This is a genomic window from Pseudoalteromonas sp. M58 (genome assembly GCF_042604605.1).
GTDB classification, from domain to species: Bacteria; Pseudomonadota; Gammaproteobacteria; order Enterobacterales; family Alteromonadaceae; genus Pseudoalteromonas; species Pseudoalteromonas tetraodonis.
In genome coordinates this window covers 236,934-260,053 of the sequence record NZ_CP152390.1, presented here as the reverse complement: position 1 = coordinate 260,053, position 23,120 = coordinate 236,934, and the positions used below count along the sequence as shown (strand labels likewise).

The 23,120-nt window shown below is 42.0% G+C and carries 15 protein-coding genes and 1 tRNA gene; 5 read left to right on the top strand and 11 right to left on the bottom strand.

Annotation, left to right across the window (positions count from 1 at the left end; all coding sequences use genetic code 11):
• Positions 1–8: 8 nt before the first annotated feature.
• From rpoC to AAGD16_RS01170, 9 genes are all read right to left on the bottom strand, one after another.
• Positions 9–4,181: a DNA-directed RNA polymerase subunit beta' gene (gene rpoC, locus AAGD16_RS01210; RefSeq protein WP_013463849.1), complete on the bottom strand. Its 4,173-nt coding sequence runs from the start codon at positions 4,179–4,181 to the stop codon at positions 9–11.
• A 104-nt stretch (positions 4,182–4,285) separates the two neighbouring features.
• Positions 4,286–8,311, bottom strand: coding sequence for a DNA-directed RNA polymerase subunit beta (rpoB, locus tag AAGD16_RS01205; protein WP_024602214.1), 4,026 nt, complete (start codon positions 8,309–8,311; stop codon positions 4,286–4,288).
• Positions 8,312–8,580: 269 nt separating this feature from the next.
• Positions 8,581–8,943, bottom strand: coding sequence for a 50S ribosomal protein L7/L12 (gene rplL, locus AAGD16_RS01200; RefSeq protein ID WP_013463847.1), 363 nt, complete (start codon positions 8,941–8,943; stop codon positions 8,581–8,583).
• Positions 8,944–9,017: 74 nt separating this feature from the next.
• Positions 9,018–9,512: a 50S ribosomal protein L10 gene (rplJ, locus tag AAGD16_RS01195; RefSeq protein WP_013463846.1), complete on the bottom strand. Its 495-nt coding sequence runs from the start codon at positions 9,510–9,512 to the stop codon at positions 9,018–9,020.
• 320 nt (positions 9,513–9,832) lie between these two features.
• Positions 9,833–10,537, bottom strand: a complete 705-nt coding sequence (gene rplA, locus AAGD16_RS01190) for a 50S ribosomal protein L1 (protein WP_013463845.1) — start codon at positions 10,535–10,537, stop codon at positions 9,833–9,835.
• A gap of 4 nt (positions 10,538–10,541) precedes the next feature.
• Positions 10,542–10,970 carry a 50S ribosomal protein L11 gene (gene rplK, locus AAGD16_RS01185; RefSeq protein WP_008108462.1) on the bottom strand — a complete coding sequence of 143 codons (429 nt, stop codon included), beginning with the start codon at positions 10,968–10,970 and terminating at the stop codon, positions 10,542–10,544.
• Positions 10,971–11,187: 217 nt separating this feature from the next.
• Positions 11,188–11,745, bottom strand: coding sequence for a transcription termination/antitermination protein NusG (gene nusG / locus AAGD16_RS01180; protein ID WP_013463844.1), 558 nt, complete (start codon positions 11,743–11,745; stop codon positions 11,188–11,190).
• A 4-nt stretch (positions 11,746–11,749) separates the two neighbouring features.
• Positions 11,750–12,127, bottom strand: a complete 378-nt coding sequence (secE, locus tag AAGD16_RS01175; protein ID WP_013463843.1) for a preprotein translocase subunit SecE — start codon at positions 12,125–12,127, stop codon at positions 11,750–11,752.
• A gap of 130 nt (positions 12,128–12,257) precedes the next feature.
• Positions 12,258–12,334, bottom strand: a tRNA-Trp gene (locus AAGD16_RS01170).
• A 165-nt stretch (positions 12,335–12,499) separates the two neighbouring features.
• On the opposite strand from AAGD16_RS01170, the gene AAGD16_RS01165 reads away from it, so the two are divergent.
• Positions 12,500–16,489 carry a two-component regulator propeller domain-containing protein gene (locus AAGD16_RS01165; RefSeq protein ID WP_377113134.1) on the top strand — a complete coding sequence of 1,330 codons (3,990 nt, stop codon included), beginning with the start codon at positions 12,500–12,502 and terminating at the stop codon, positions 16,487–16,489.
• Between the two features lie 133 nt (positions 16,490–16,622).
• Entirely contained in the window at positions 16,623–17,759 is a 1,137-nt protein-coding gene (locus AAGD16_RS01160) for a CsgG/HfaB family protein (RefSeq protein WP_377113131.1), read from the top strand.
• Positions 17,760–17,815: 56 nt separating this feature from the next.
• Here the strand turns inward: AAGD16_RS01160 and AAGD16_RS01155 are convergent, their stop codons facing one another.
• Entirely contained in the window at positions 17,816–18,316 is a 501-nt protein-coding gene (locus AAGD16_RS01155; protein ID WP_013463840.1) for a hypothetical protein, read from the bottom strand.
• Entirely contained in the window at positions 18,300–19,052 is a 753-nt protein-coding gene (deoC, locus tag AAGD16_RS01150) for a deoxyribose-phosphate aldolase (RefSeq protein ID WP_058154042.1), read from the bottom strand. The genes AAGD16_RS01155 and deoC overlap by 17 nt, the downstream gene beginning before the upstream one ends.
• 263 nt (positions 19,053–19,315) lie before the next feature.
• Here deoC and cysG point away from each other — a divergent pair, with 263 nt between their 5' ends.
• Genes cysG through cysN form a run of 3 tightly spaced genes read left to right on the top strand, consistent with a single transcriptional unit; the run spans position 19,316 to position 23,104 of the window.
• Positions 19,316–20,737 carry a siroheme synthase CysG gene (gene cysG, locus AAGD16_RS01145; protein ID WP_016900055.1) on the top strand — a complete coding sequence of 474 codons (1,422 nt, stop codon included), beginning with the start codon at positions 19,316–19,318 and terminating at the stop codon, positions 20,735–20,737.
• 43 nt (positions 20,738–20,780) lie between these two features.
• Complete coding sequence (cysD, locus tag AAGD16_RS01140) at positions 20,781–21,680, top strand: sulfate adenylyltransferase subunit CysD (RefSeq protein ID WP_013463837.1); 900 nt, start codon at positions 20,781–20,783, stop codon at positions 21,678–21,680.
• On the top strand, positions 21,680–23,104 hold the full coding sequence (gene cysN / locus AAGD16_RS01135) for a sulfate adenylyltransferase subunit CysN (protein WP_377113126.1): 1,425 nt from the start codon (positions 21,680–21,682) through the stop codon (positions 23,102–23,104). The genes cysD and cysN overlap by 1 nt, the downstream gene beginning before the upstream one ends.
• Positions 23,105–23,120: the final 16 nt, after the last annotated feature.

Below are 23,120 nucleotides of genomic sequence, written 5' to 3'. Positions count from 1 at the left end.
GATTCGGTTTATTGATTTCCAGATAAATCCGCGTTTAAAGCATCAGTGAGTGCTTGAGTTGCCTCTTCCGCACTTACCGTTTGCTCTTCAACAACGTCTTTTTGCTTACGACGAGCCATACGCTCTTGATGATACGCAAAACCGGTACCGGCTGGGATCAATCGACCCACAATTACGTTTTCTTTCAGACCGCGTAGTTCATCGCTCTTACCATTTACAGCGGCTTCTGTTAGGACACGAGTTGTCTCCTGGAACGAGGCTGCTGAGATGAAAGATTCTGTCGCTAGTGATGCTTTTGTGATACCCATTAACTGGATTTCAAACTTAGCTGGGATCTTACCTTGAGCTTCAAGGTCGCGGTTTGCGATATTAACGCGTGCCACTTCAATTTGCTCACCGGCTAAGAACTCAGTATCACCACCGTCTAGAATGATACATTTACGTAGCATTTGACGAATAATAGTTTCAATGTGCTTATCATTGATCTTAACGCCCTGCAAACGGTAAACCTCTTGCACTTCGTTAACAATGTAATTAGCAACATGAGTCACACCACGTAGGCGTAAGATGTCATGCGGTGATTCTGGACCATCGGCGATAACTTCACCTTTAGACACTTGTTCACCTTCAAACACGTTAAGTTGACGCCACTTAGGAATCATTTCTTCGTAATGATCGCCTTCAGCTGGTGTAATAACTAAACGTTTCTTACCTTTAGTCTCTTTACCGAAGCTAATCGTACCGGTGATTTCAGCTAAGATAGCTGGATCTTTCGGCTTACGTGCTTCAAATAAGTCGGCTACGCGTGGTAGACCACCCGTGATATCACGAGTTTTCGAACCTTCTTGCGGAATACGTGCTAACACGTCACCTGGGTTTGCAGTCGCGCCGTCTGTTACTTCAATCGTAGTGAATGAAGGAAGACGCGTTTCTTGCAAGCCACGCTCATCACTTTCAATGATAAGCTTTGGCTCTTTCGCATTCGCTTTAGCAAGATCTTTAACAACTACACGAGTTAAACCCGTTAGTTCGTCAGTCTGTGCTTCAGTGTTTGAATCATCGATATCGCTGAACGATACTTTTGATTTATGCTCAAGAACGATTGGGTGACTATGCGGGTCCCAAGTAGCAACGATGTCGTTACCTTGAACTTCTGCATTGTCTTGCACTGTTAATACCGCACCGTAAGGTACTTTATAACGCTCTTTCTCACGACCATAGCTATCAATGATAGTGATCTCGGTAGAACGAGAGGTAATAACAATCTTACCGTCTGTATTTAATACATATTTAGCGTTGTGAAGTTTTAATGTACCGTTTGTTTTAACTTGTACATTATTTTCAGCAGACGCTCTTGATGCCGCACCACCGATGTGGAAGGTACGCATCGTAAGCTGTGTACCCGGCTCACCGATTGATTGAGCTGCGATAACACCTACTGATTCACCCGCGTTGATGATATGACCACGTGCAAGGTCACGACCATAACACTTAGCACATACACCAAAGTCGTTATCACAAGTGATAACTGAACGTACGCGAACTTCATCAACTGAGTGCTCTTCTAAAAGGTCACACAGTTTTTCGTCAAGCATGATGTTACGTTCAACAAGTACTGTATTAGTACCTGGGATCACAACGTCTTCAGCGACAACACGACCTAGTACACGTTCGCGAAGTGCTTCTACAACGTCACCACCTTCAATTAGCGGTTTCATTGTTAAGCCATCTTCTGTGCCACAATCGTCTTCGTTGATTACCAAATCTTGTGCAACGTCTACTAGACGACGCGTTAGGTAACCCGAGTTCGCTGTTTTCAGTGCTGTATCGGCAAGACCTTTACGCGCACCGTGCGTTGAGATGAAGTACTGAAGTACGTTTAGACCTTCACGGAAGTTAGCCGTGATTGGCGTCTCGATGATTGAACCATCTGGACGTGCCATTAGGCCACGCATACCTGCTAGCTGACGGATCTGAGCGGCACTACCACGAGCACCTGAGTCGGCCATCATAAACACTGAGTTAAATGACGGTTGCTCTACTTCTTCACCTTTTGCATTGATAACCGTGTCTTTTGACAAGTTGGCCATCATTTCACGTGATAAGTTTTCATTTACACGTGACCAGATATCGATAACTTTGTTGTACTTTTCACCAGCCGTTACAAGACCTGATTGGAATTGTTGGTTGATTTCAGTTACTTCAGCTTCAGCTGATTCAATGATTGCTGCTTTAACTGGTGGGATAACTAAGTCATCGATACCAATTGAAACACCAGACTTCATTGCATAGTGGAAACCGGTGTACATGATTTGGTCAGCAAACATAACTGTGTCTTTTAGACCAAGACGACGGTAACACTCATTAATTAAGCCAGAAATCTGCTTTTTACCTAGGGCTTGGTTGATTGACTCATACGGCATGCCTTTTGGTAAAATTAAAGACAGAATCGCACGACCAACAGTAGTATCAATTACGGTTACAGTGTCTTCAACAACACCTTCTTCGTTTTTAACTGATTGGCTAATACGTACTTTCACGATAGCGTGAAGGTCGGCATTACCACTACGGTATGCTTTTTCTGCTTCTTTAGGATCTTTAAATACGGCGCCTTCGCCTTTCGCGTTAATACGATCACGCGTCATGTAATAAAGACCTAATACAACGTCCTGTGAAGGAACGATGATTGGCTCACCATTAGCAGGCGATAAGATGTTGTTTGTAGACATCATTAAAGCGCGAGCTTCAAGTTGCGCTTCAATTGTTAGCGGTACGTGTACCGCCATTTGGTCACCATCGAAATCGGCGTTGTACGCCGCACATACTAATGGGTGCAAATGAATCGCTTTACCTTCGATAAGCACAGGTTCAAACGCTTGGATACCCAAACGGTGAAGTGTTGGTGCACGGTTAAGTAATACTGGATGTTCACGAATTACTTCGTCTAGTACATCCCATACTTCCGCTACTTCACGCTCAACCATCTTTTTAGCAGCTTTGATTGTCGTAGCCATGCCACGACGCTCTAATTTGCCATAGATGAATGGTTTGAAAAGCTCTAATGCCATCTTCTTAGGAAGACCACACTGATGAAGCTTAAGTGTAGGACCAACCGTGATTACAGAACGGCCAGAGTAATCTACACGCTTACCAAGTAAGTTCTGACGGAAACGACCTTGCTTACCTTTGATCATATCAGCAAGCGATTTAAGAGGACGTTTGTTAGAACCTGTAATTGCACGACCACGACGACCGTTATCAAGTAGCGCATCGACCGCTTCTTGTAACATACGTTTTTCGTTGCGTACGATAATATCTGGTGCAGCTAAATCTAGTAGACGCTTAAGACGGTTATTACGGTTAATAACACGACGGTAAAGGTCATTTAGATCAGATGTCGCAAAACGACCACCGTCTAGTGGTACTAATGGACGTAAGTCAGGTGGCAATACTGGAAGTACTGTCATGATCATCCACTCAGGGTTATTACCTGATTGGTGGAACGATTCCATTAACTTAAGACGTTTAGTGATCTTTTTACGCTTAGTTTCAGAGTTAATTGTTGGTAACTCTTCACGCATTTCTGCAATTAATTGAGCAAGATCGAGTTCACGCAGTAAGTCTAATACTGCTTCAGCACCCATCTTCGCTTCAAATTCATCACCGTGCTCTTCAAGTGCATCTAGGTATTCTTCTTCACCTAATAGCTGACCACGCTCAAGCGTTGTCATGCCAGGCTCAGTTACTACGAATGATTCGAAGTAAAGAACACGTTCAATATCACGAAGCGTCATATCAAGCATTAAGCCGATACGTGACGGTAATGATTTTAAAAACCATATATGCGCAACTGGACTTGCCAGTTCTATATGACCCATACGGTCACGACGCACTTTAGTGAGTGTTACTTCAACGCCACACTTTTCACAGATCACACCACGGTGTTTAAGGCGTTTATATTTACCACATAAACACTCATAATCTTTCACTGGGCCGAAAATACGGGCACAGAATAAGCCATCGCGCTCAGGCTTGAAAGTACGGTAGTTAATAGTCTCAGGTTTCTTTACTTCACCGTATGACCATGAACGAACCATGTCTGGTGAAGCAAGACCAATGCGAATTGCATCGAATTCTTCGGTCTTATTTTGTTGCTTCAGAAACTTAAGTAAGTCTTTCACCTTAGCTCTCCTGTCGGAGTTAATCTTGAGGACGGATGTTCTCGTCCCTACATTCTATTCAGCCATAACAGATGCTGCAGCGCTAACTGCAGCATCTAATTGGCTTAATTTTCTTCCAACTCGATGTTGATACCCAGTGAGCGGATTTCTTTCAACAATACGTTGAACGATTCTGGCATACCTGGTTCCATTTTATGGTTACCATCAACGATGTTTTTATACATCTTAGTACGACCGTTCACGTCATCCGATTTCACTGTTAGCATTTCTTGTAGCGTGTAAGCAGCACCGTAAGCTTCAAGTGCCCATACTTCCATCTCACCAAAACGCTGGCCACCGAACTGTGCTTTACCACCCAGCGGCTGCTGAGTAACAAGGCTGTAAGAACCAGTAGAACGTGCGTGCATCTTATCGTCAACCAAGTGGTTAAGTTTAAGCATGTACATGTAACCTACAGTTACTTGACGTTCAAACTGATCGCCAGTACGGCCATCATAAAGTGTAACCTGACCACTTCTAGGGTAGCCGCCTAGCTCTAGCATGTCTTTGATTTCGCTTTCTTTCGCGCCATCAAATGCAGGAGTAGCAATCGGTAAACCACCTTTCAAGTTTTCAGCTAAACGACGAATTTCGTCATCAGAGAAACTAGCAATATCCACAACCTGACGAGACTCACCGATCTCATAAGCTTGTTTAATGAATTCGCGTAGCTCATGAAGCTCGCGTTGCTCTTTCATCATTTCTTCTAAGCGCTCACCAATACCACGTGCAGCTAGACCCATATGTGTTTCAAGGATCTGACCGATGTTCATACGTGATGGTACACCTAGTGGATTTAGTACGATATCTACCGTACGACCTTTGTCATCGTATGGCATATCTTCTACTGGTACGATAGTCGAGATAACACCTTTGTTACCGTGACGACCCGCCATTTTATCACCCGGTTGGATACGACGTTTAACAGCTAGGTATACTTTAACAATCTTAAGTACGCCTGGTGCTAAGTCATCACCTTGGGTAATTTTACGACGTTTGTTTTCAAACTTCTTATCGTATTCAGCTTTAAGCTCATCGTACTGTGCAGCTAGTTGCTCAAGTTCAGCTTGCTTGTCTTCTTCAGCAAGGCTTTGAGTTAGTAACTTTTCAGCATTCAGTGACGCTAAGTTGTCTTCATCGAAACCAGCTGCCACAAGTAACTTGCGTGCACGGTCTAAAACACCGGCTTCTAGAATACGGAACTCTTCGTTGAAGTCTTTTTTCGCTTCGCGAAGCTGCATGTCTTCAACTTCTAACGCACGTTTATCTTTTTCAACACCATCACGGGTGAAAACTTGTACGTCGATTACAGTACCAGTTACAGAGTTTGGTACACGTAAAGAGCTGTCTTTAACATCAGACGCTTTTTCACCGAAGATAGCACGTAGTAGCTTTTCTTCTGGTGTTAATTGCGTTTCGCCTTTCGGAGTCACTTTACCTACTAGGATATCGCCGCCTTTAACTTCAGCACCAATATATACAACACCTGATTCATCAAGCTTGCCTAGTGCAGATTCACCCACGTTCGGGATATCTGCTGTGATCTCTTCTGAGCCTAATTTAGTATCACGGGCAATACACTGTAGTTCTTGAATATGAATAGTCGTTAGACGATCTTCTTCAACTACGCGCTCTGATAGTAAGATTGAATCCTCGAAGTTGTAACCGTTCCATGGCATGAATGCCACGCGAAGGTTTTGACCAAGGGCTAAGTCACCTAAGTCAGTCGAAGGACCATCTGCTAACACATCGCCACGAGTAACCGGTTCACCAACCATGCATGTTGGTTTTTGGTTAATACATGTATTTTGGTTAGAACGTGTGTACTTGGTTAAGTTGTAGATGTCGATGCCCGCTTCACCAGGAATGCGTTCTTCTTCATGTACATTAACAACGATGCGACTTGCGTCGGCATACATTACTTCACCACCACGTTTTGCAACAATCGTTACACCAGAGTCTTTCGCTAGTGTTAACTCAATACCAGTACCTACTAACGGTTTGTCCGCTTTCAATGTTGGTACTGCTTGACGTTGCATGTTTGAACCCATCAATGCACGGTTAGCATCATCGTGTTCTAGGAACGGGATAAGTGCGGCCGCTACAGAGATCACCTGTTGTGGTGATACATCCATATATTGTTGGTCCATGCGACCCATAAAGGTTGATTCACCTTTGTGACGACATGGAATAAGTTCATCTACAAACTCATTGGTTTCAGTTAAGTTTGAGTTCGCCTGTGCGATAACAAACTGACCTTCTTCAATGGCTGATAGGTAATCAACTTCATCAGTTACTACACCGTCTACCACTTTGCGGTAAGGTGTTTCTAAGAAACCGTAGTCATTGGTACGTGCATACGTAGACAATGAGTTAATTAGACCGATGTTTGGACCCTCAGGAGTCTCGATTGGACATACACGACCGTAGTGAGTTACGTGAACGTCACGTACTTCAAAGCCAGCACGCTCACGAGTTAGACCGCCCGGACCTAATGCAGAAATACGACGCTTGTGCGTTACTTCTGATAGCGGGTTATTTTGGTCCATAAACTGTGATAACTGAGACGAGCCGAAGAACTCTTTAACTGCTGCCGAAATAGGCTTAGCATTAATAAGATCTTGTGGCATGATCGCGTCTAGGTCACCTAAGCTTAAACGCTCACGTACAGCACGTTCTACACGTACTAAACCTACACGGAATTGGTTCTCAGCCATTTCGCCAACACTACGTATACGACGGTTGCCTAAGTGGTCTATATCATCAACATCGCCAACACCGTTACGAATAGCAATCAATACTTTCATAACCGCTACGATGTCTTCTTTGCTTAATGTGCCAGGGCCTGTGTCCGAATCGTAACCAACACGGCTATTGAACTTCATACGACCTACTGTTGATAAGTCATAGCGTTCTTCTGAGAAGAATAAGTTCTCAAATAAGGCTTCAGCCGCGTCTTTCGTCGGTGGCTCGCCTGGGCGCATCATGCGATAAATTTCTACTAGTGCTTCTAAACGGTTGCTTGACGAGTCAATGTTTAATGTATTTGACATGTAAGCGCCGCTGTCCACTTCATTGATATATAATGTATCAATAGTAGTGTGACCTGCTTTAACCAATTCAGCCATCATTTCAAGCGTTAGCTCGTCATTTGCAGTCGCGATGATTTCACCTGTTGACTCATCAACATAGTTCTTCGCTAATACACGGCCAATGATGTACTCATGTGGTACTTCTAATTGATTAATGCCTTTTTTCTCGATGCTCTTGATGTGGCGAGCCGTAACACGACGACCGCTTTCAACAAGGACTTCACCGTCTTCGCTCTTGATATCAAAAGCGGCAGTTTCACCACGTAAACGTGAAGGTACAAGTTCCATAAGAACTTTACCGTCAGCAATTTCAAACGCAGTAGTATCGAAGAAGATATCTAGGATTTCTTCACTCGTGTACTCAAGTGCACGTAAGATGATAGACGCCGGTAATTTACGACGACGGTCAATACGTACATATAAGTTATCTTTTGCATCAAATTCGAAGTCTAACCATGAACCACGGTAAGGAATTACGCGTGCGTTATAAAGCACTTTACCTGACGAGTGAGTTTTACCGCGGTCGTTATCAAAGAATACACCAGGGCTACGGTGTAGCTGAGAAACGATAACACGCTCTGTACCATTGATTACAAAAGTACCGGTATCGGTCATGAGCGGAATTTCGCCCATGTAAACTTCTTGCTCTTTAATGTCTTTAACTGTGCCTGGAGCTTCTTTGTCCATTACTACAAGACGCAGTTTCACGCGAAGTGGAGCAGAATAAGTCACACCGCGAATTTGACATTCTTTTACATCGAATACTGGCTCACCAATACGATAACTTACGTATTGAAGCTCAGAATTTCCCGAGTAGCTTTTAATTGGGAACACAGAACGGAAGGCAGCTTCCAAACCATGATCGCCATCAGCGTCCGGGACTAAGAATTTTTTAAACGATTCTAACTGCGTCGACAGTAAGAAAGGTATATCCAAAACTTGTGGACGTTTACCAAAATCCTTACGGATACGTTTCTTTTCAGAATAAGAGTAAGCCATGGGGTTCCTCAGCTTGCTGATCTTTGACCCGACCTGTTCTTGTAAGAACAGACTTAACTGGCATCTATGCCAAGATGTACAACATTTAACTGTTGTTCCAACTTAATCCCACCTCAACACTAGCAAACTATAAAGCGTTGAAATTAAAGAATAAATCAGATTTTATTTGCGCTATAAGAATAGTCGCTCTATAGCGCAAAAAGGCCGGTGATTAAATAATCACCAGCCCTTGCCTGATTTCTCAGGCAGCGAACCTAGCAAAAGCTAGATTACTTAACCTCAACTTCAGCACCAGCTTCAGTAAGTTCTTTAGCAAGAGCTTCAGCTTCTTCCTTAGAAATACCTTCTTTAACTGGAGTTGGAGCAGCTTCAACAAGTGCTTTAGCTTCTTTTAAGCCAAGACCAGTTGCGCCACGAACAGCTTTGATTGCCGCAACTTTATTAGCGCCAGCGCCAGTAAGGATTACGTCAAATTCTGTTTTCTCTTCAGCAGCTTCAGCAGCAGGACCTGCTACCATAGCAGCTGCAGCAGTTACGCCGAATTTTTCTTCCATTGCTTCAACTAGAGCAACAACGTCCATTACTGACATTTCAGCAATTGCGTCAAGGATTTGGTCTTTAGTTACAGACATTACAAATTTCCTAATAATTAACGGACTCTAAGGTCCAAATAAATTTACACCGAAAGGGATTAAACAACTTAAAATTAAGCAGCTTGCTCTTCTTTCTGTACACGTACTGCTTCAATTGTTTTACACAATTTGCCAGCAGACGCTTCTTTCATAGCGCTCATTAAGCGTGCAACAGCTTCGTCGTATGTAGGTAGAGTTGCAAGCATAGCTGCGTCTACTACATTACCTTCAAAAGCGGCCATCTTAAGTTCGAAATGCTCATTCTTTTTCGCGAAATCTGAGAAGATACGCGCAGCAGCACCTGGGTGCTCTGATGAGAAAGCGATTAAGCTTGGACCAACTAATGAGTCAGAAAGGCACTCAAACTCTGTACCTTCAAAAGCACGTTTTGCTAAAGTGTTACGGACAACTTTCATCCAAACACCATTTGCACGAGCTTCTTTACGAAGGGCAGTGATTGCACCAACTGTTACACCACGAGAATCTGCAACAACTGCAGAAAGAGCACCATTGGCTGCTTCGTTGACTTCAGCAACAATTGCTTTTTTGCCTTGAAGATTTAAAGCCATGGGTGTTACTCCTGGTTTAATGGGTTACCGTTTATCGGCTTCCCTGTTTTACTCTTCCCCATCAATAAAGATGGAGATGCTTTTTACGGCGAGAGCCAGAAGATTAGGAAAAATCTATCTGGGGATTCACACCGTCTACGTAGGTAATATTAAGGCCGAAGCCGCCTACGGTCTTGGACGGAAGCCCAATTTATCGCGTTGCCCAAAGGCGCTTCGAAATTATGGACTTCAACCCGAATTCTTTACTTTGCGATTAACTAAATTAATCAACAAAATGGCGCAAAATTATAGTACAAATTTCACGCCATGTAAACACTCAATTAAGCAACAACTGTGCTTAAAGTGCTTTGGTCAACAGAAACACCTGCGCCCATTGTTGTAGAGATAGTTACTTTCTTCAAGTAAACACCTTTAGCTTGAGAAGGTTTAGCCTTCTTAAGCGCAACAATTAGAGCTTCAAGGTTTTGTTGTAACTGCTCAGCAGTGAAATCAACCTTACCAATCGTAGTATGGATGATACCATTTTTGTCATTGCGGTAACGCACTTGACCTGCTTTCGCATTTTTAACTGCTTCTGCAACGTTAGGTGTTACAGTACCAGTTTTAGGGTTTGGCATTAGACCACGTGGGCCTAAGATTTGACCTAGTTGACCAACAACACGCATAGCGTCTGGTGATGCAACAACAACGTCAAAATTCATCTCGCCTTTCTTAACTAGTTCAGCAAGATCTTCCATGCCTACTAATTCAGCACCGGCTTCTTTTGCAGCTTCTGCATTAGCGCCTTGAGTGAATACAGCAACACGAACGTCACGACCAGTACCGTTAGGTAGTACAGTCGCACCACGAACGTTTTGATCAGATTTACGAGCATCGATACCAAGGTTAACAGCAACGTCAACACTTTCTACGAATTTAGCTGTCGCTAATTCTTTTAAAAGAGCAACTGCTTCGTTAATTTCGTAATCTTTAGTTACTTCCACTTTTTCGCGGATAGTACGCATACGTTTAGTTAATTTAGCCATTATCTTAGTCCTCTACGTTCAAGCCCATCGCACGCGCAGAACCTGCGATAGTGCGAACCGCAGCTTCTAAATCAGAAGCTGTAAGGTCTGGTTTCTTTGTCTCAACGATTTCTTCAAGTTGAGCACGAGTTACTGTGCCTACTTTTTCAGTGTTAGGACGGCCTGAACCAGATTTGATACCTGCAGCTTTCTTAAGTAAGTAAGCAGCCGGTGGCGTTTTCATGTCGAACGTAAATGAACGGTCGCCGTAAACAGAGATCACTACAGGAACTGGAGCGCCTTTTTCGATAGATTCTGTACGTGCGTTGAACGCTTTACAGAATTCCATGATGTTTACACCGTGTTGACCTAGTGCTGGACCTACTGGAGGACTAGGGTTAGCCATACCAGCAGCAACTTGTAGCTTGATTAGAGCTTCAACTTTCTTAGCCATTATAAATACCTCATTAGGTGGGTCTTAGCCTTGTGCGCGCGAGGACGCGTACTCTAGCGGCTTCCCAGTTTAAAAATTGGTTTCTCACTTTTTAGTAAACAGTTAAACAAACGTTTTCCCTGAATACAAAAAGGCCGCTGATTATAAGTTAATCAGCGGCCTTTTTCAAGCTTCGTGCCAAAAATTAAGAAACTTTTAACACAACGCTTTAAATCAATTACTTATCTTGTTCAACTTGACCAAACTCAAGTTCAACTGGCGTAGAACGACCAAAAATAAGTACCGATACTTTTACACGACTCTTTTCGTAGTCAACTTCTTCAACCACACCACTAAAGTCAGCAAATGGACCATCAGTAACACGAACCACTTCACCTGGTTCAAATAATGTTGCTGGTTTAGGCGCTTCAGCGTTTTCTTGTAGGCGATTAAGAATGCGATCAGCTTCTTTAGAACTAATTGGTGCAGGACGGTCTGATGTGCCACCAATAAAGCCCATAACACGTTCAGTGCTATTTACTAAGTGCCAGCTTGCATCGTTCATATCCATTTGTACTAATACGTAACCTGGGAAGAATTTACGCTCAGACTTACGCTTTTGACCAGCACGCATCTCAACTACTTCTTCAGTAGGAACTAATACTTCACCAAAGCTATCTTCTAGGCCTTTGATTTTAATGTGCTCTAATAATGTTTGAGCAACACGCTTCTCATAACCTGAGAAAGCTTGTACTACGTACCAACGTAGTTTCTTTTCGTTATTCTCATCCGACATGGGATCAGATCTCCAATCCAGTTAAAAAGCCTACAGCGCGGAATAAAATGCCATCTAATCCCCAAAGGATAAGTGCCATAATCACTGTTGCAACCATTACGATTAATGTCGTGTGCGTTGTTTCTTGACGCGTTGGCCAAATTACTTTGCGTACTTCAATACGCGCTTCTTTAGCAAAAGCAAGGAAGGTACGTCCCTTAAAAGTTTGCGAAGCAATAGCTAAACCCGCCGCTATTGCAACCACAACGCCAATAGCACGTAGTAATACAGACTGATCTGCAAACATATGATTACCAACGACTGCGCCTGCAAGTAGCGCAATTGCTACTAACCACTTTACTGACTCCATCCCACTTGATGGTGTTTCTATATTCGTGCTCATAATATTATTACCTTAACTACAGACACAACAACCCTGCACGTCGACAGGGTTAATCCATTAAAATCTAAACTTAAAAACAAGCTTACTCAAACCGATTTTTAGTTCTAGACTTTATTCACTTTGTAAAAATTGGCAGGGGCGGAGAGATTCGAACTCCCAACCGTCGGTTTTGGAGACCGCTGTTCTACCAATTGGAACTACGCCCCTGCAAAGTGGATGCCTATTATACTTACGCAATTCATTAACACAAGAGTAAAAAGATACCCATAACTTAAAATCTCATTGGCCACACTCAAAATCAAACTTAACATTAATAAAAAAGCAGTTTATGATTATTTCACTTTTAGGAATATTAATAGCACAAGGAAGCGGGTGCATTTACTTCATACACTTTACAAAATCGTGATTCTAAGCGTTTTATGCTTATTTCACAGTGCACTCGTCGCGCGCCCTATTCACTTAGATACATATTCTAGTGAACAGGGGTTATCGCAAAATTCGATTACTTGCAGTATCACTGACAAGCAAGGGTTTCACTGGTTTTCGACACAAGGCGGTCTTAATCGTTTTGATGGTTATGAGTTTAAGCGCTTTAAGTCTCACCCTACTGAGGCTAGCATTTCAGGAAACTGGGTCACCGATTGTCTGGCTGCCGATCAACATGCTATTTGGTTTTCTACCGCCAGTAATGGTTTAAATTTACTTGATACTCAAACCGGCCAATTTAAGGTTTTTAATACGCAAACGGAGTTGGCTATAACTGATAACCGCATTTGGTCATTGGCTTCAGATAGCCTAAATAATATTTGGTTAGGCCATGAGCATGGAAAGTTAACGCGTCTAAATATAGTTAAGAATGAAGTAGAGTCATTTAGCTATACTAGCCCCGAGCAAGCTAATACAGTCATACAAGATATTGTTATAGATACACAACAAAATGTCTGGTTAGCAACCAACGAAGGATTAATTAAGTTTAACCCAAAGCATAAAACCTTTAATCACATTGCAGGAAGTCATAAAAATTTATGGCGGCTGCAATTAAATGCACAAGGGCAGCTATTAATAGCAAGCAAACAAGGGCTTAGCCTATTTAACCCTAAAACAGAGGCTTTTGGGGAGTTTGCTCAGTTTGCAGGTGTATGGATCACCGATATCTTAGTTGACGACACCGATACCTTGTGGCTAACAAGTTATGGTAAAGGTTTATTTTACAAAACAGAGCAAAGTACATCTAAAAATAATTTTCAGCACATACCGCACAATAAGCAGCAACTAAATGGGCTTGCTAATGATTACCTATTGTCACTTTATCAAGATCGGTTCGGTATCATTTGGATTGGTACAGATGGCTATGGGTTACAACGTTATGATAAAAAGCAAAATCAATTTTCGCATCAACAGCACTTGAGCGATGATGACAATACCATTAGTCATAATTTTGTTCGCGCTCTACTCAAAGATACACAAGGCCAATTATGGGTTGGTACTCGTGACGGTTTAAACAAACAAACCGACACAGGTTTTAAGCACTATAAAGTTAACTCAAAATTACAAAGCGGCCTAACCAATAATAATGTCTTTAGCCTGCATGAAGATAACAAGCAGCGACTTTGGATTGGCACTTATGGCGGCGGATTACTGCAATACAATCCAACTGAAGATAATTTTATTGCCTATACAATGCAAAGCCATCAGCTTAGCAGCGATCGTGTTTATGCGATAACGAGCGATCCTAAAGGAAATTTATGGCTAGGTAGCAATCAAGGTTTAACACGCTTTAATCCCGACACCTTAGAGGTTCAACATTACAAGCACGACGACTCGACTAATAGTCTTGCTAACAATACCGTATTTACTCTGCTTTTTGATCAAAATACAAACGGATTATGGGTCGGGACGCGTGCAGGTTTAGATTATCTAAGCATAGAAGATGAATCATTTACTCATTACCCCGCCAATCAGGCATCGCAAACTGGTTTAAGCCATAATATGGTTACTTCTTTGCACCTACAAAATAACGATACTTTATGGGTGGGTACCTTTGGTGGTTTAAACCGCCTTGATAAAAAAACACAAAAAATCTCTTACATTACCGAACATGATGGATTACTAAACGATAATATTTTTGCCATTAAAGATGATAGTAAAGGCTACTTATGGCTAAGCAGTAACCAAGGACTAACTCGCTATAATCCTACGAATCAAGCTATGCAGCATTTTTTACCTCGTGACGGCGTGCAGCATAATTCGTTTATTTTAGGTGCCGCTTTTCAAGCAGCTGATGGCGAGCTATTTTTTGGCGGAATCAATGGCTTTAATCAGTTTTACCCTAGTAAACTGCAACTGAGTACTTCAGCACCAACCCCAGTATTAACTGAGCTATTAATTTACAACCAAGCAAGTGAAACAAAAAACTATCTAACAGATAAAAAACAGCCCGCAAAACTAATAAACCATACTAAAAAACTCTCTTTTCCAACCAGCCAAGGGGTCATTGGCTTTAAATATGCCGCCATTAATAACGCTTCATCGGCTAATCAATACCAGTATGCTTACAAGCTAAATGGTTTAGATAAGCAATTTATCTATACCGATGCAAGCCAACGACAAGTTAACTATTCACAGCTAAGTGCAGGTAACTATCAATTACAATTAAAAGTAAAAGATCAATACGGGCAATGGAGCAAAGTTCACACTATGCTAAAGCTGACAGTAACGCCTCCTTGGTGGCAAACGCAATTAGCCTTTGCGGCTTATTTTATAATAGTTTTGATTATTACATGGTTAATTTTAGCGTCACGCTATCGAGCTAAAACCGCAGAGCAACTCATTCAACAAGAAAGAAAGCTCAATCAACTAAAGACCCAATTTTTAGATAACATTAGTCATGAACTTAAAACGCCATTGAGCTTAATTTTAGCGCCAGTAGAAAACTTACAACAGCAACAACTTGGTGCTCAAGCACAACAACAAGTTTCTATAATTAAGCGCAACGGGCACCGCCTTCTTAATTTAATCAATGAGTTATTACAGTTAAGTCAGCGTCCAAGTTCGGCTACAGAGTATGTATCCGCTTATTCTTTAAGCCCTTTTGTAGCGCAAATAGTAGACGACTTTGCTATTTTGTTTGCCCAAAAAAATATTAATTTTTCCTTTAAAGACACGACGCAACAGCCTAGTTACATAAATTTAGAAACTAAACATACTTTATCTATTATTGATAATTTATTGACCAATGCACTTAAATACACCCCATCAGATGGAACCGTTAATCTAACGCTTTCTAACACAAACAATAATGTTGTTATAACGGTATCTGATACTGGTATTGGTATTGAAGAGCACCAGCAAGCGCTTATTTTTGAACGCTTTACTCGTATTGCAACACACAACCAAACAGGCAGTGGTATAGGTCTCGCTCTGGTTAAGCAGCTTGTAGATCAATACGACGGGCAAATTTCATTAGTTAGTAAAATAAACAAAGGAAGTTGTTTTACAGTCACGTTGCCATTGTGTGAATCAGATAACTTATTAACGGATAAACAACTAGCGTTCTCTCAAACTATGCTGGTAGAAAACAACAAAAAACTACTCATTGTTGAAGATAACGAGGAAATGCGTGAGTTACTGGTTTCATTATTTAGTGATAACTACACCTGCCTCACCGCTAATAATGGAGAAGAAGGGCTAGTGCTGTGCCAAACTCAAATGCCCGATATAGTGCTCAGTGACGTGATGATGCCAACGATGGATGGATATCAACTTCTCAGTGCCATTCGCTCAGATATCTCTATTAATCATATCCCTGTTTTATTACTCTCTGCCAAAGCAGACAGTCGCAGCCGAATAAAGGGGCTTGATTTGCTGGCCGATGACTACCTGTGTAAACCCTTTGAAGCATCATTATTAAAAAGTCGGGTTCATGGCTTATTAGGCATTCGTGATGCGTTAAATAAGCACCTAATAAAACAGTTATCAGCCCAAGCACATGCTGTGACCTTAGATGCACAAATAGAGCAGAATAAAGATTACACGTTTACAGAACGCTTAAAAACAATCTTGCGTGAAAATTACCAAAATGAACTGTTTAGCGTGGAAGAGTTTGCCAGTGCAATGTGTTTGAGCCCTCGTGCACTGCAATTAAAAATGAAAGCACTTTTTGACATTACACCCAGCGATTACATTCGCAATACCCGCTTAGAATATGCAGCAAAATTATTAACTGATAGCGACTTAACCATAGGTTTAGTTGCAGATAACACCGGCTTTAGTTCTCAAAGTTACTTTGCCCGTTGCTTCAAAGCCAAATATTCACTTACACCAAAACAATACAGAGAAGCACAAACATGTAAAAGTAATTAGCTTCGCGTGTGTACTCAAAGCTTTCGCCTGAGTACTATTTTTAAGATACTGATTTATTTAAATTAACCTTAATTAGCCATTGCTAAAAAAATAACTACAAATGTAATTAAGCAGATAAATTAAGGAAAATACTATGCTCTCATCAATACAAAAAACGCTACTAGCTACAGCATTAATAACCAGCTTAAGCGCATGCCAAAGCACCTCAACAAACGTTACTTCAAATCAAAACTCGCCTGACATTAATGAAGTAAGCAAACAGCAATACAATGGCCCTAAAGCACGTATCGCCGTGGCGCGTTTCACTGATAAGTCGAATAACTCTAGATGGTGGCGAAAAGAAATTGGTGAAGGTATGGCAGATCAACTTACCACCGCACTTGTTGGCACTAATCGCTTTATTGTATTGGAGCGCCAAGCACTAGACGCTGTACTTTCAGAGCAAGATTTAGCTGTATCAGGCAGAGTGAGTGCACAATCGGGTGCTGCGTATGGCGAAATTGAAGGCGCTGAGATTGTCGTCGTTGCAGCGGTTACTGAATTTGATGATGACAGTTCAGGGGCAAGTGTTGGTTCAGGCGGCTTTATTGGTGATGTGTTTAGTTCTGTTTCAGCTGGCTTTTCTGGATCGCACATGGCTATTGATTTACGCTTAATTGATACGCGCACTTCACGTATTCTGGCCGCTACTAGCGTTGAGGGTGGTAGCAAAGATTTTGATTTTACCAGCGCAGCGACTAATTTTGGTGGCGCACTCGTTGGAGGAAGCCTTAGTGGTTGGTCAGACACTCCAAAAGAAAAGGCACTACGAGAAGTAATAATTAAAGCCGTTGAATTTTTAGAAACTAAAATTCCAGATACCTACTATCGTTATAACCAAAACAACACGCTTGCAGCAGGCTATACAGCACCACCACCGCCAAAGGTAGCTAGTAAAAAAGCAGCACCTGCTGCTGTCGCTGTCGCTGTCGATGTGCCGAATCATAGAATGCCACATTATGAAAAAATGGATTTGGCTATGTCTCGTATGAACTTGGTTTGCTTAGGCTATTTAAAAAACCAACCTGATTATGAAGAATTTGAGACTGAAGACGTAAAATACGACCGTCAAACTGTATTAGCACTGCGCGAATATCAACAAGAAAAGAGCTTGAAAGTAACGGGCCTTGCCGATGAAACAACAAAGAAATCTTTAGATGACTCAAAATGTTTAGCAAAAACTCAACAGTCAGGGCTAGAAAGCTTAGGCAACATGTTTAAGTTTAACTAATCAGCACCTTTGAATTTTAATCAAACAATAAAAAAGCGGCTACTTTATAGCCGCTTTTAATCCACTCGTAATAACTCACCGCGATAAAAATCACACAGTAACCATATTTGTTCAAATTGATGGGTATTTGGAAAACATACTTTTTTGACTGCCGCTTCAAAGTCGCTCTTATGCCAAATAGTACTAGCGTTACGAATTAACAACCACGTACGCTTTGAATAATAACGCTTAGTCGCTTTTTGTTTTAATAAGCGCTCCAACGCTGATTGCAACCGGTGTTCGCTTGGTTGTTGCGCCATGTCGGCTAAATCACGCTGCATTTGTATCGACAGTGGCCGGCCTAACACGGCCATGGCTTCCGTTTCACTGGCGTATAAATGCGCCACTTCTATATCGAGCTGCTGATTTTCTTGATAACAGCTTACATCGGGTCTGTTCGGTTCATTGTGCCAAATATGGCGCATGTGAATTCCCGTTTGCTGCTCATAACATCGCAAAAACAACTTGGCCGCATCGTGCTCTAACTGTTGTTTTTCGGCATCACTGCTGCGCTTCATTCAACACCTTATAAACGTCATTTAACAGCGATGAAGCGCCAAACCTAAATGTATCTGGTGCTAAATAATCATGCCCCATAATCTCGGTTGCTAGTTGCAAATAAGCATTTGCATCTACTGCAGTCTTGACTCCACCAGCCGCCTTAAAACCAACTCGCTTTGATGACTTTTTGATGGCTTTAAGCATTATTTCAGTCGCTTCAAGCGTGGCATTCACCGCTACTTTTCCTGTACTGGTTTTTACAAAATCAGCTCCGCCTTGAATGGCAAGCTCGGTTGCTTGAGTAATAAATGCTGCTGTTTTTAGCTCGCCAGTTTCAATGATCACTTTGAGCTTAGCACGGCTGCCACATACCTTTTTACTTTCACTAACGTATTCAAGCACGGTATCGGCTTCACCTTTTAAAAGCGCTTTATAAGGAATAACTAGGTCAATTTCATCGGCCCCCCGCTCTATGGCTATCAGGGTTTCATTGAGTACTTCATTGAGTGGCGCATCACCAGAGGGAAAGTTAGTTACGGTGGCCACTTTTACATGGCTCAATAAGCGATTAGCAAGTGCTATTTTAGCGTCATCAACAAATTCACTAAACACACAAAGCGCAGCAGGCGTGCCTAGCTTAGGGTTTATACTGTTTACTAATGCGTTAATACTGGCTTGACTATCATCAGTGTTTAAACTGGTTAAGTCCATTAAGCTAACGGCTAGCGTGGCGTTTTGAGTATTGTTTGTCATTTTATGCCTATGAAATTGTGTGACCTTAAACTATATAAGAGCATCATAGCTTAAACTTGCTATAGCTCATAACCAAACACTATAAGCGCGTTTTTTATACTAAATGTCACTCTACCCCTTACTAAATACGATTTAGACCTAAAAAACATGATTGATATAACTTTTAAGAATATCAACTAAGATTTAATTATTTTTTACTTATCAATAGCCACTATATTCTGCTTCTCAGTTAAACACTTTATTATTTTTAGGGGCGTTATTCAGTGCAATATTTACCTATCTTTACCAAACTCGACAACAAACCCGTATTGGTTGTTGGCGGTGGAGAGGTTGCCTTGCGAAAATGCCGTGCGTTTTTAAAAGCACGCGCCGATGTAACGCTAGTTGCCCCTTGGTTTTGCGAAGAGTTAAAAGAACATGCGCATAATAATGAAGTAACATTAATAGATGCCTATTTTGAAGAGTCGCATCTTGATGGCAAAATTTTGATTATTGCCGCCACCGACAACGATGAAGTAAACAACACCGTATTTGAACTCGCCAATGCGCGTAATGTGTTTGTGAACGTGGTGGATGATCAACCTAAATGTACCTTTATTTTCCCCTCTATTGTTGATCGCAACCCAATTACCATTGCGATTTCAAGTGCAGGTACCGCGCCGGTTTTAGCAAGACGTTTACGTGAAAAGCTCGAAACACTTATTCCCCAGCATATCGGCCCACTCGCTAACTTGGTCGGTGGCTTTCGCCATAAAGTAAAGCAACGCTTTAAACATTTTGCTGATCGTCGCCAATTTTGGGAAGGCGTGTTTGATTCATCAGTAGTAAGCAAAGTCCAAACCGGTGATACCCATGGCGCTGAGCAACAACTAGAGCAAATGCTAGATGCCAAAGTTGAACCAGAAGGCGAAGTATACGTAGTCGGTGCAGGCCCAGGCGATCCAGAGCTACTCACACTAAAAGCGCTGCAACTAATGCAACAAGCCGATGTGGTGGTATATGATTACTTGGTATCCGATGAGATCATGGAATTAGTGCGTCGCGATGCCGATTTAATCTGTGTGGGTAAGCGCTTAGGCGATCACAGCGTAGCTCAAGAAGATACAAATAAGATGTTGGTTGATTTAGCACAACAAGGTAAAAAAGTGTGCCGAATTAAAGGGGGCGACCCATTTATTTATGGCCGTGGTGGCGAAGAAGTCCAAGTACTGGCAGCCAATAACGTAAATTACCAAATAGTGCCAGGTATAACGGCAGCCGCGGGATGTAGTGCCTACGCAGGTATTCCTTTAACGCATCGCGACCATGCTCAGGCTATTCAGTTTGTTACCGGACACTGCAAAAAAGAAGGACAAGAACTTAATTGGCAGTCGCTTGCACAAAAAAACCAAACACTGGCTATTTATATGGGGGTAATTAAATCGCCGCATATTCAAGCCGAGCTATTAAAACATGGGCGAGCAGCAACAACACCAGTGGCCATAATTGAAAACGGCACACGCAAAAATCAACGTGTTGTCACAGGACAGTTAGACCAATTAGCGCAGCTCATTGAGCAGCATCAAATTATTTCACCCGCTTTACTGATTATTGGTGAAGTAGCTTCGCTGCATCAAGAATTACACTGGTTTGGCGAAAAAGCACAGATCAGTAGCTTTGCTCAGCCGCTGACAGACGTAGCGTAGTTTAACAGATTTTAATTTAATCATTTTAGTAGGACGACCAACAATGGCTTTAACTCACCTTCAGCAACTTGAAGCTGAAAGTATCAAAATCATGCGCGAAGTCGCCGCTGAGTTTGAGAACCCAGTTATGCTTTACTCAATCGGTAAAGACTCATCGGTACTTTTGCACTTAGCTCGTAAAGCATTTTACCCTGCAAAAATTCCGTTTCCGTTATTACACGTAGACACCAACTGGAAGTTTCGTGAAATGATTGAGTTTCGCGACCGTTTAGCCAAAGAGTATGGCTTTGATTTAATCGTACACAAAAACCCTGAAGGCATCGAAATGGGTGTAGGCCCATTCACCCATGGTTCGGGTAAACATACCGATATCATGAAAACCCAAGGATTAAAGCAAGCGCTCAACAAGTACGGTTTTGATGCAGCATTTGGTGGCGCACGCCGTGATGAGGAAAAATCACGGGCTAAAGAGCGCGTGTATTCATTTCGTGATAAACACCATCGCTGGGATCCTAAAAACCAACGTCCTGAGCTTTGGAATACCTATAACAGCCAAGTGAATCCAGGTGAGAGTATTCGAGTATTCCCACTATCTAACTGGACTGAGCTAGATATTTGGCAATACATTTATCAAGAAAATATCGAAATGGTGCCACTGTACCTTGCTAAAGAGCGCCCTGTAGTAGAACGCGACGGTACCTTAATCATGGTAGATGACGATCGCATGCCGCTTAATGAAGGTGAAGTACCACAAATGAAGTCGGTTCGCTTTAGAACCTTAGGCTGTTATCCACTCACTGGCGCGGTTGAATCAACGGCAAGCAGCCTAACAGAAATTATTGAAGAAATGTTGCTATCGTCGTCATCTGAACGTGAAGGTCGGGTGATTGATCATGATTCAGCAGGCTCTATGGAGAAGAAAAAACGTGAGGGGTATTTCTAATGTCTAACCTAAATAACGATACATTTAACGAAGTAAAAGAAATTGGTATAGACGCTTACCTAGCACGTCAACAAGATAAAAGCTTATTACGTATGCTAACGTGTGGCAGTGTGGATGACGGTAAATCAACCCTAATTGGACGCCTACTGCACGATAGTCACCAAATTTATGAAGATCAGCTAGCTGCACTTCATAAAGATAACGAAAAAGTAGGTAATGCCGGTGAAGAACTTGATTTAGCATTGTTAGTTGATGGCCTACAAGCTGAGCGTGAGCAAGGCATAACAATTGACGTAGCGTACCGTTATTTCTCAACCGCTAAGCGTAAGTTTATTATTGCCGACACCCCTGGGCATGAGCAGTACACCCGTAACATGGTTACCGGTGCATCAACCAGTGATGTTGCCATTATTTTAGTGGATGCACGTTATGGCGTGCAGGTACAAACTAAGCGCCATAGCTTTATTTGTGACTCATTAGGCATCAAACAGTTTGTGGTTGCGGTTAACAAAATGGATATTGTTGATTTTGACGAAACCGTTTATGAAAAAATTAAAGCCGATTATTTAAAATTTGCCGAGCAACTTAACGTATCCAACATTAAGTTTGTGCCTATGTCGGCGCTTAAAGGCGATAATGTAGTAACTCGCTCTGCACACACTCCTTATTACACCGACAAACCATTGCTTGAGCTGTTAGAAGACTCTCCGGCAGCTGAAATCGACACTGGTTTTGAAGCGCGCCTTCCGGTGCAGTATGTGGTTCGCCCTAATTTAAACTTCCGTGGTTTTCAAGGCACGCTGACCTCAGGTAAATTACGCGTTGGCGATGAGATAAAAGTACTGCCTTCAGGTAAAACATCTAACATTAAAGAGATTGTGACTTTTGATGGCAACCTCGACACCGCCGAAGCAGGCCAAGCAATCACGGTTACTCTTAATACTGAAATAGATATTAGCCGAGGGGACGTTATTGTGCCTGCGAATTCGCAAGCGCAAGTAACCAACCAATTACAGGCTAAAATTGTGTGGATGCACGAATCGCCATTAGTACTAGGTAAAAGCTATAACCTAAAACTAGGCAGCAAAAACACCTCGGCTATGGTCACTAAAATAGACCACACTATTGATGTAAACACCCTAGAGCATGGCAGCGCAGATTCATTACAGTTAAACGAAATTGCGATTGTGACACTCGAGCTCACCGAGACTATTTTAGCGGATCAGTACAATCACAATCATGAAACTGGTTCGTTTATTCTTATTGACCGTTTATCAAACTTAACGGTTGCAGCAGGAATGATAGAACAGGTACTGCAAAGTGAAGAAAATGCGGGTAAATTTAGCGACTTTGAAGTTGAATTTAACGCCCTCGTACGCAAGCACTTCCCACATTGGCAAGCGCTTGATATTTCAAAGCTATAACGTTTAATGAACGCCT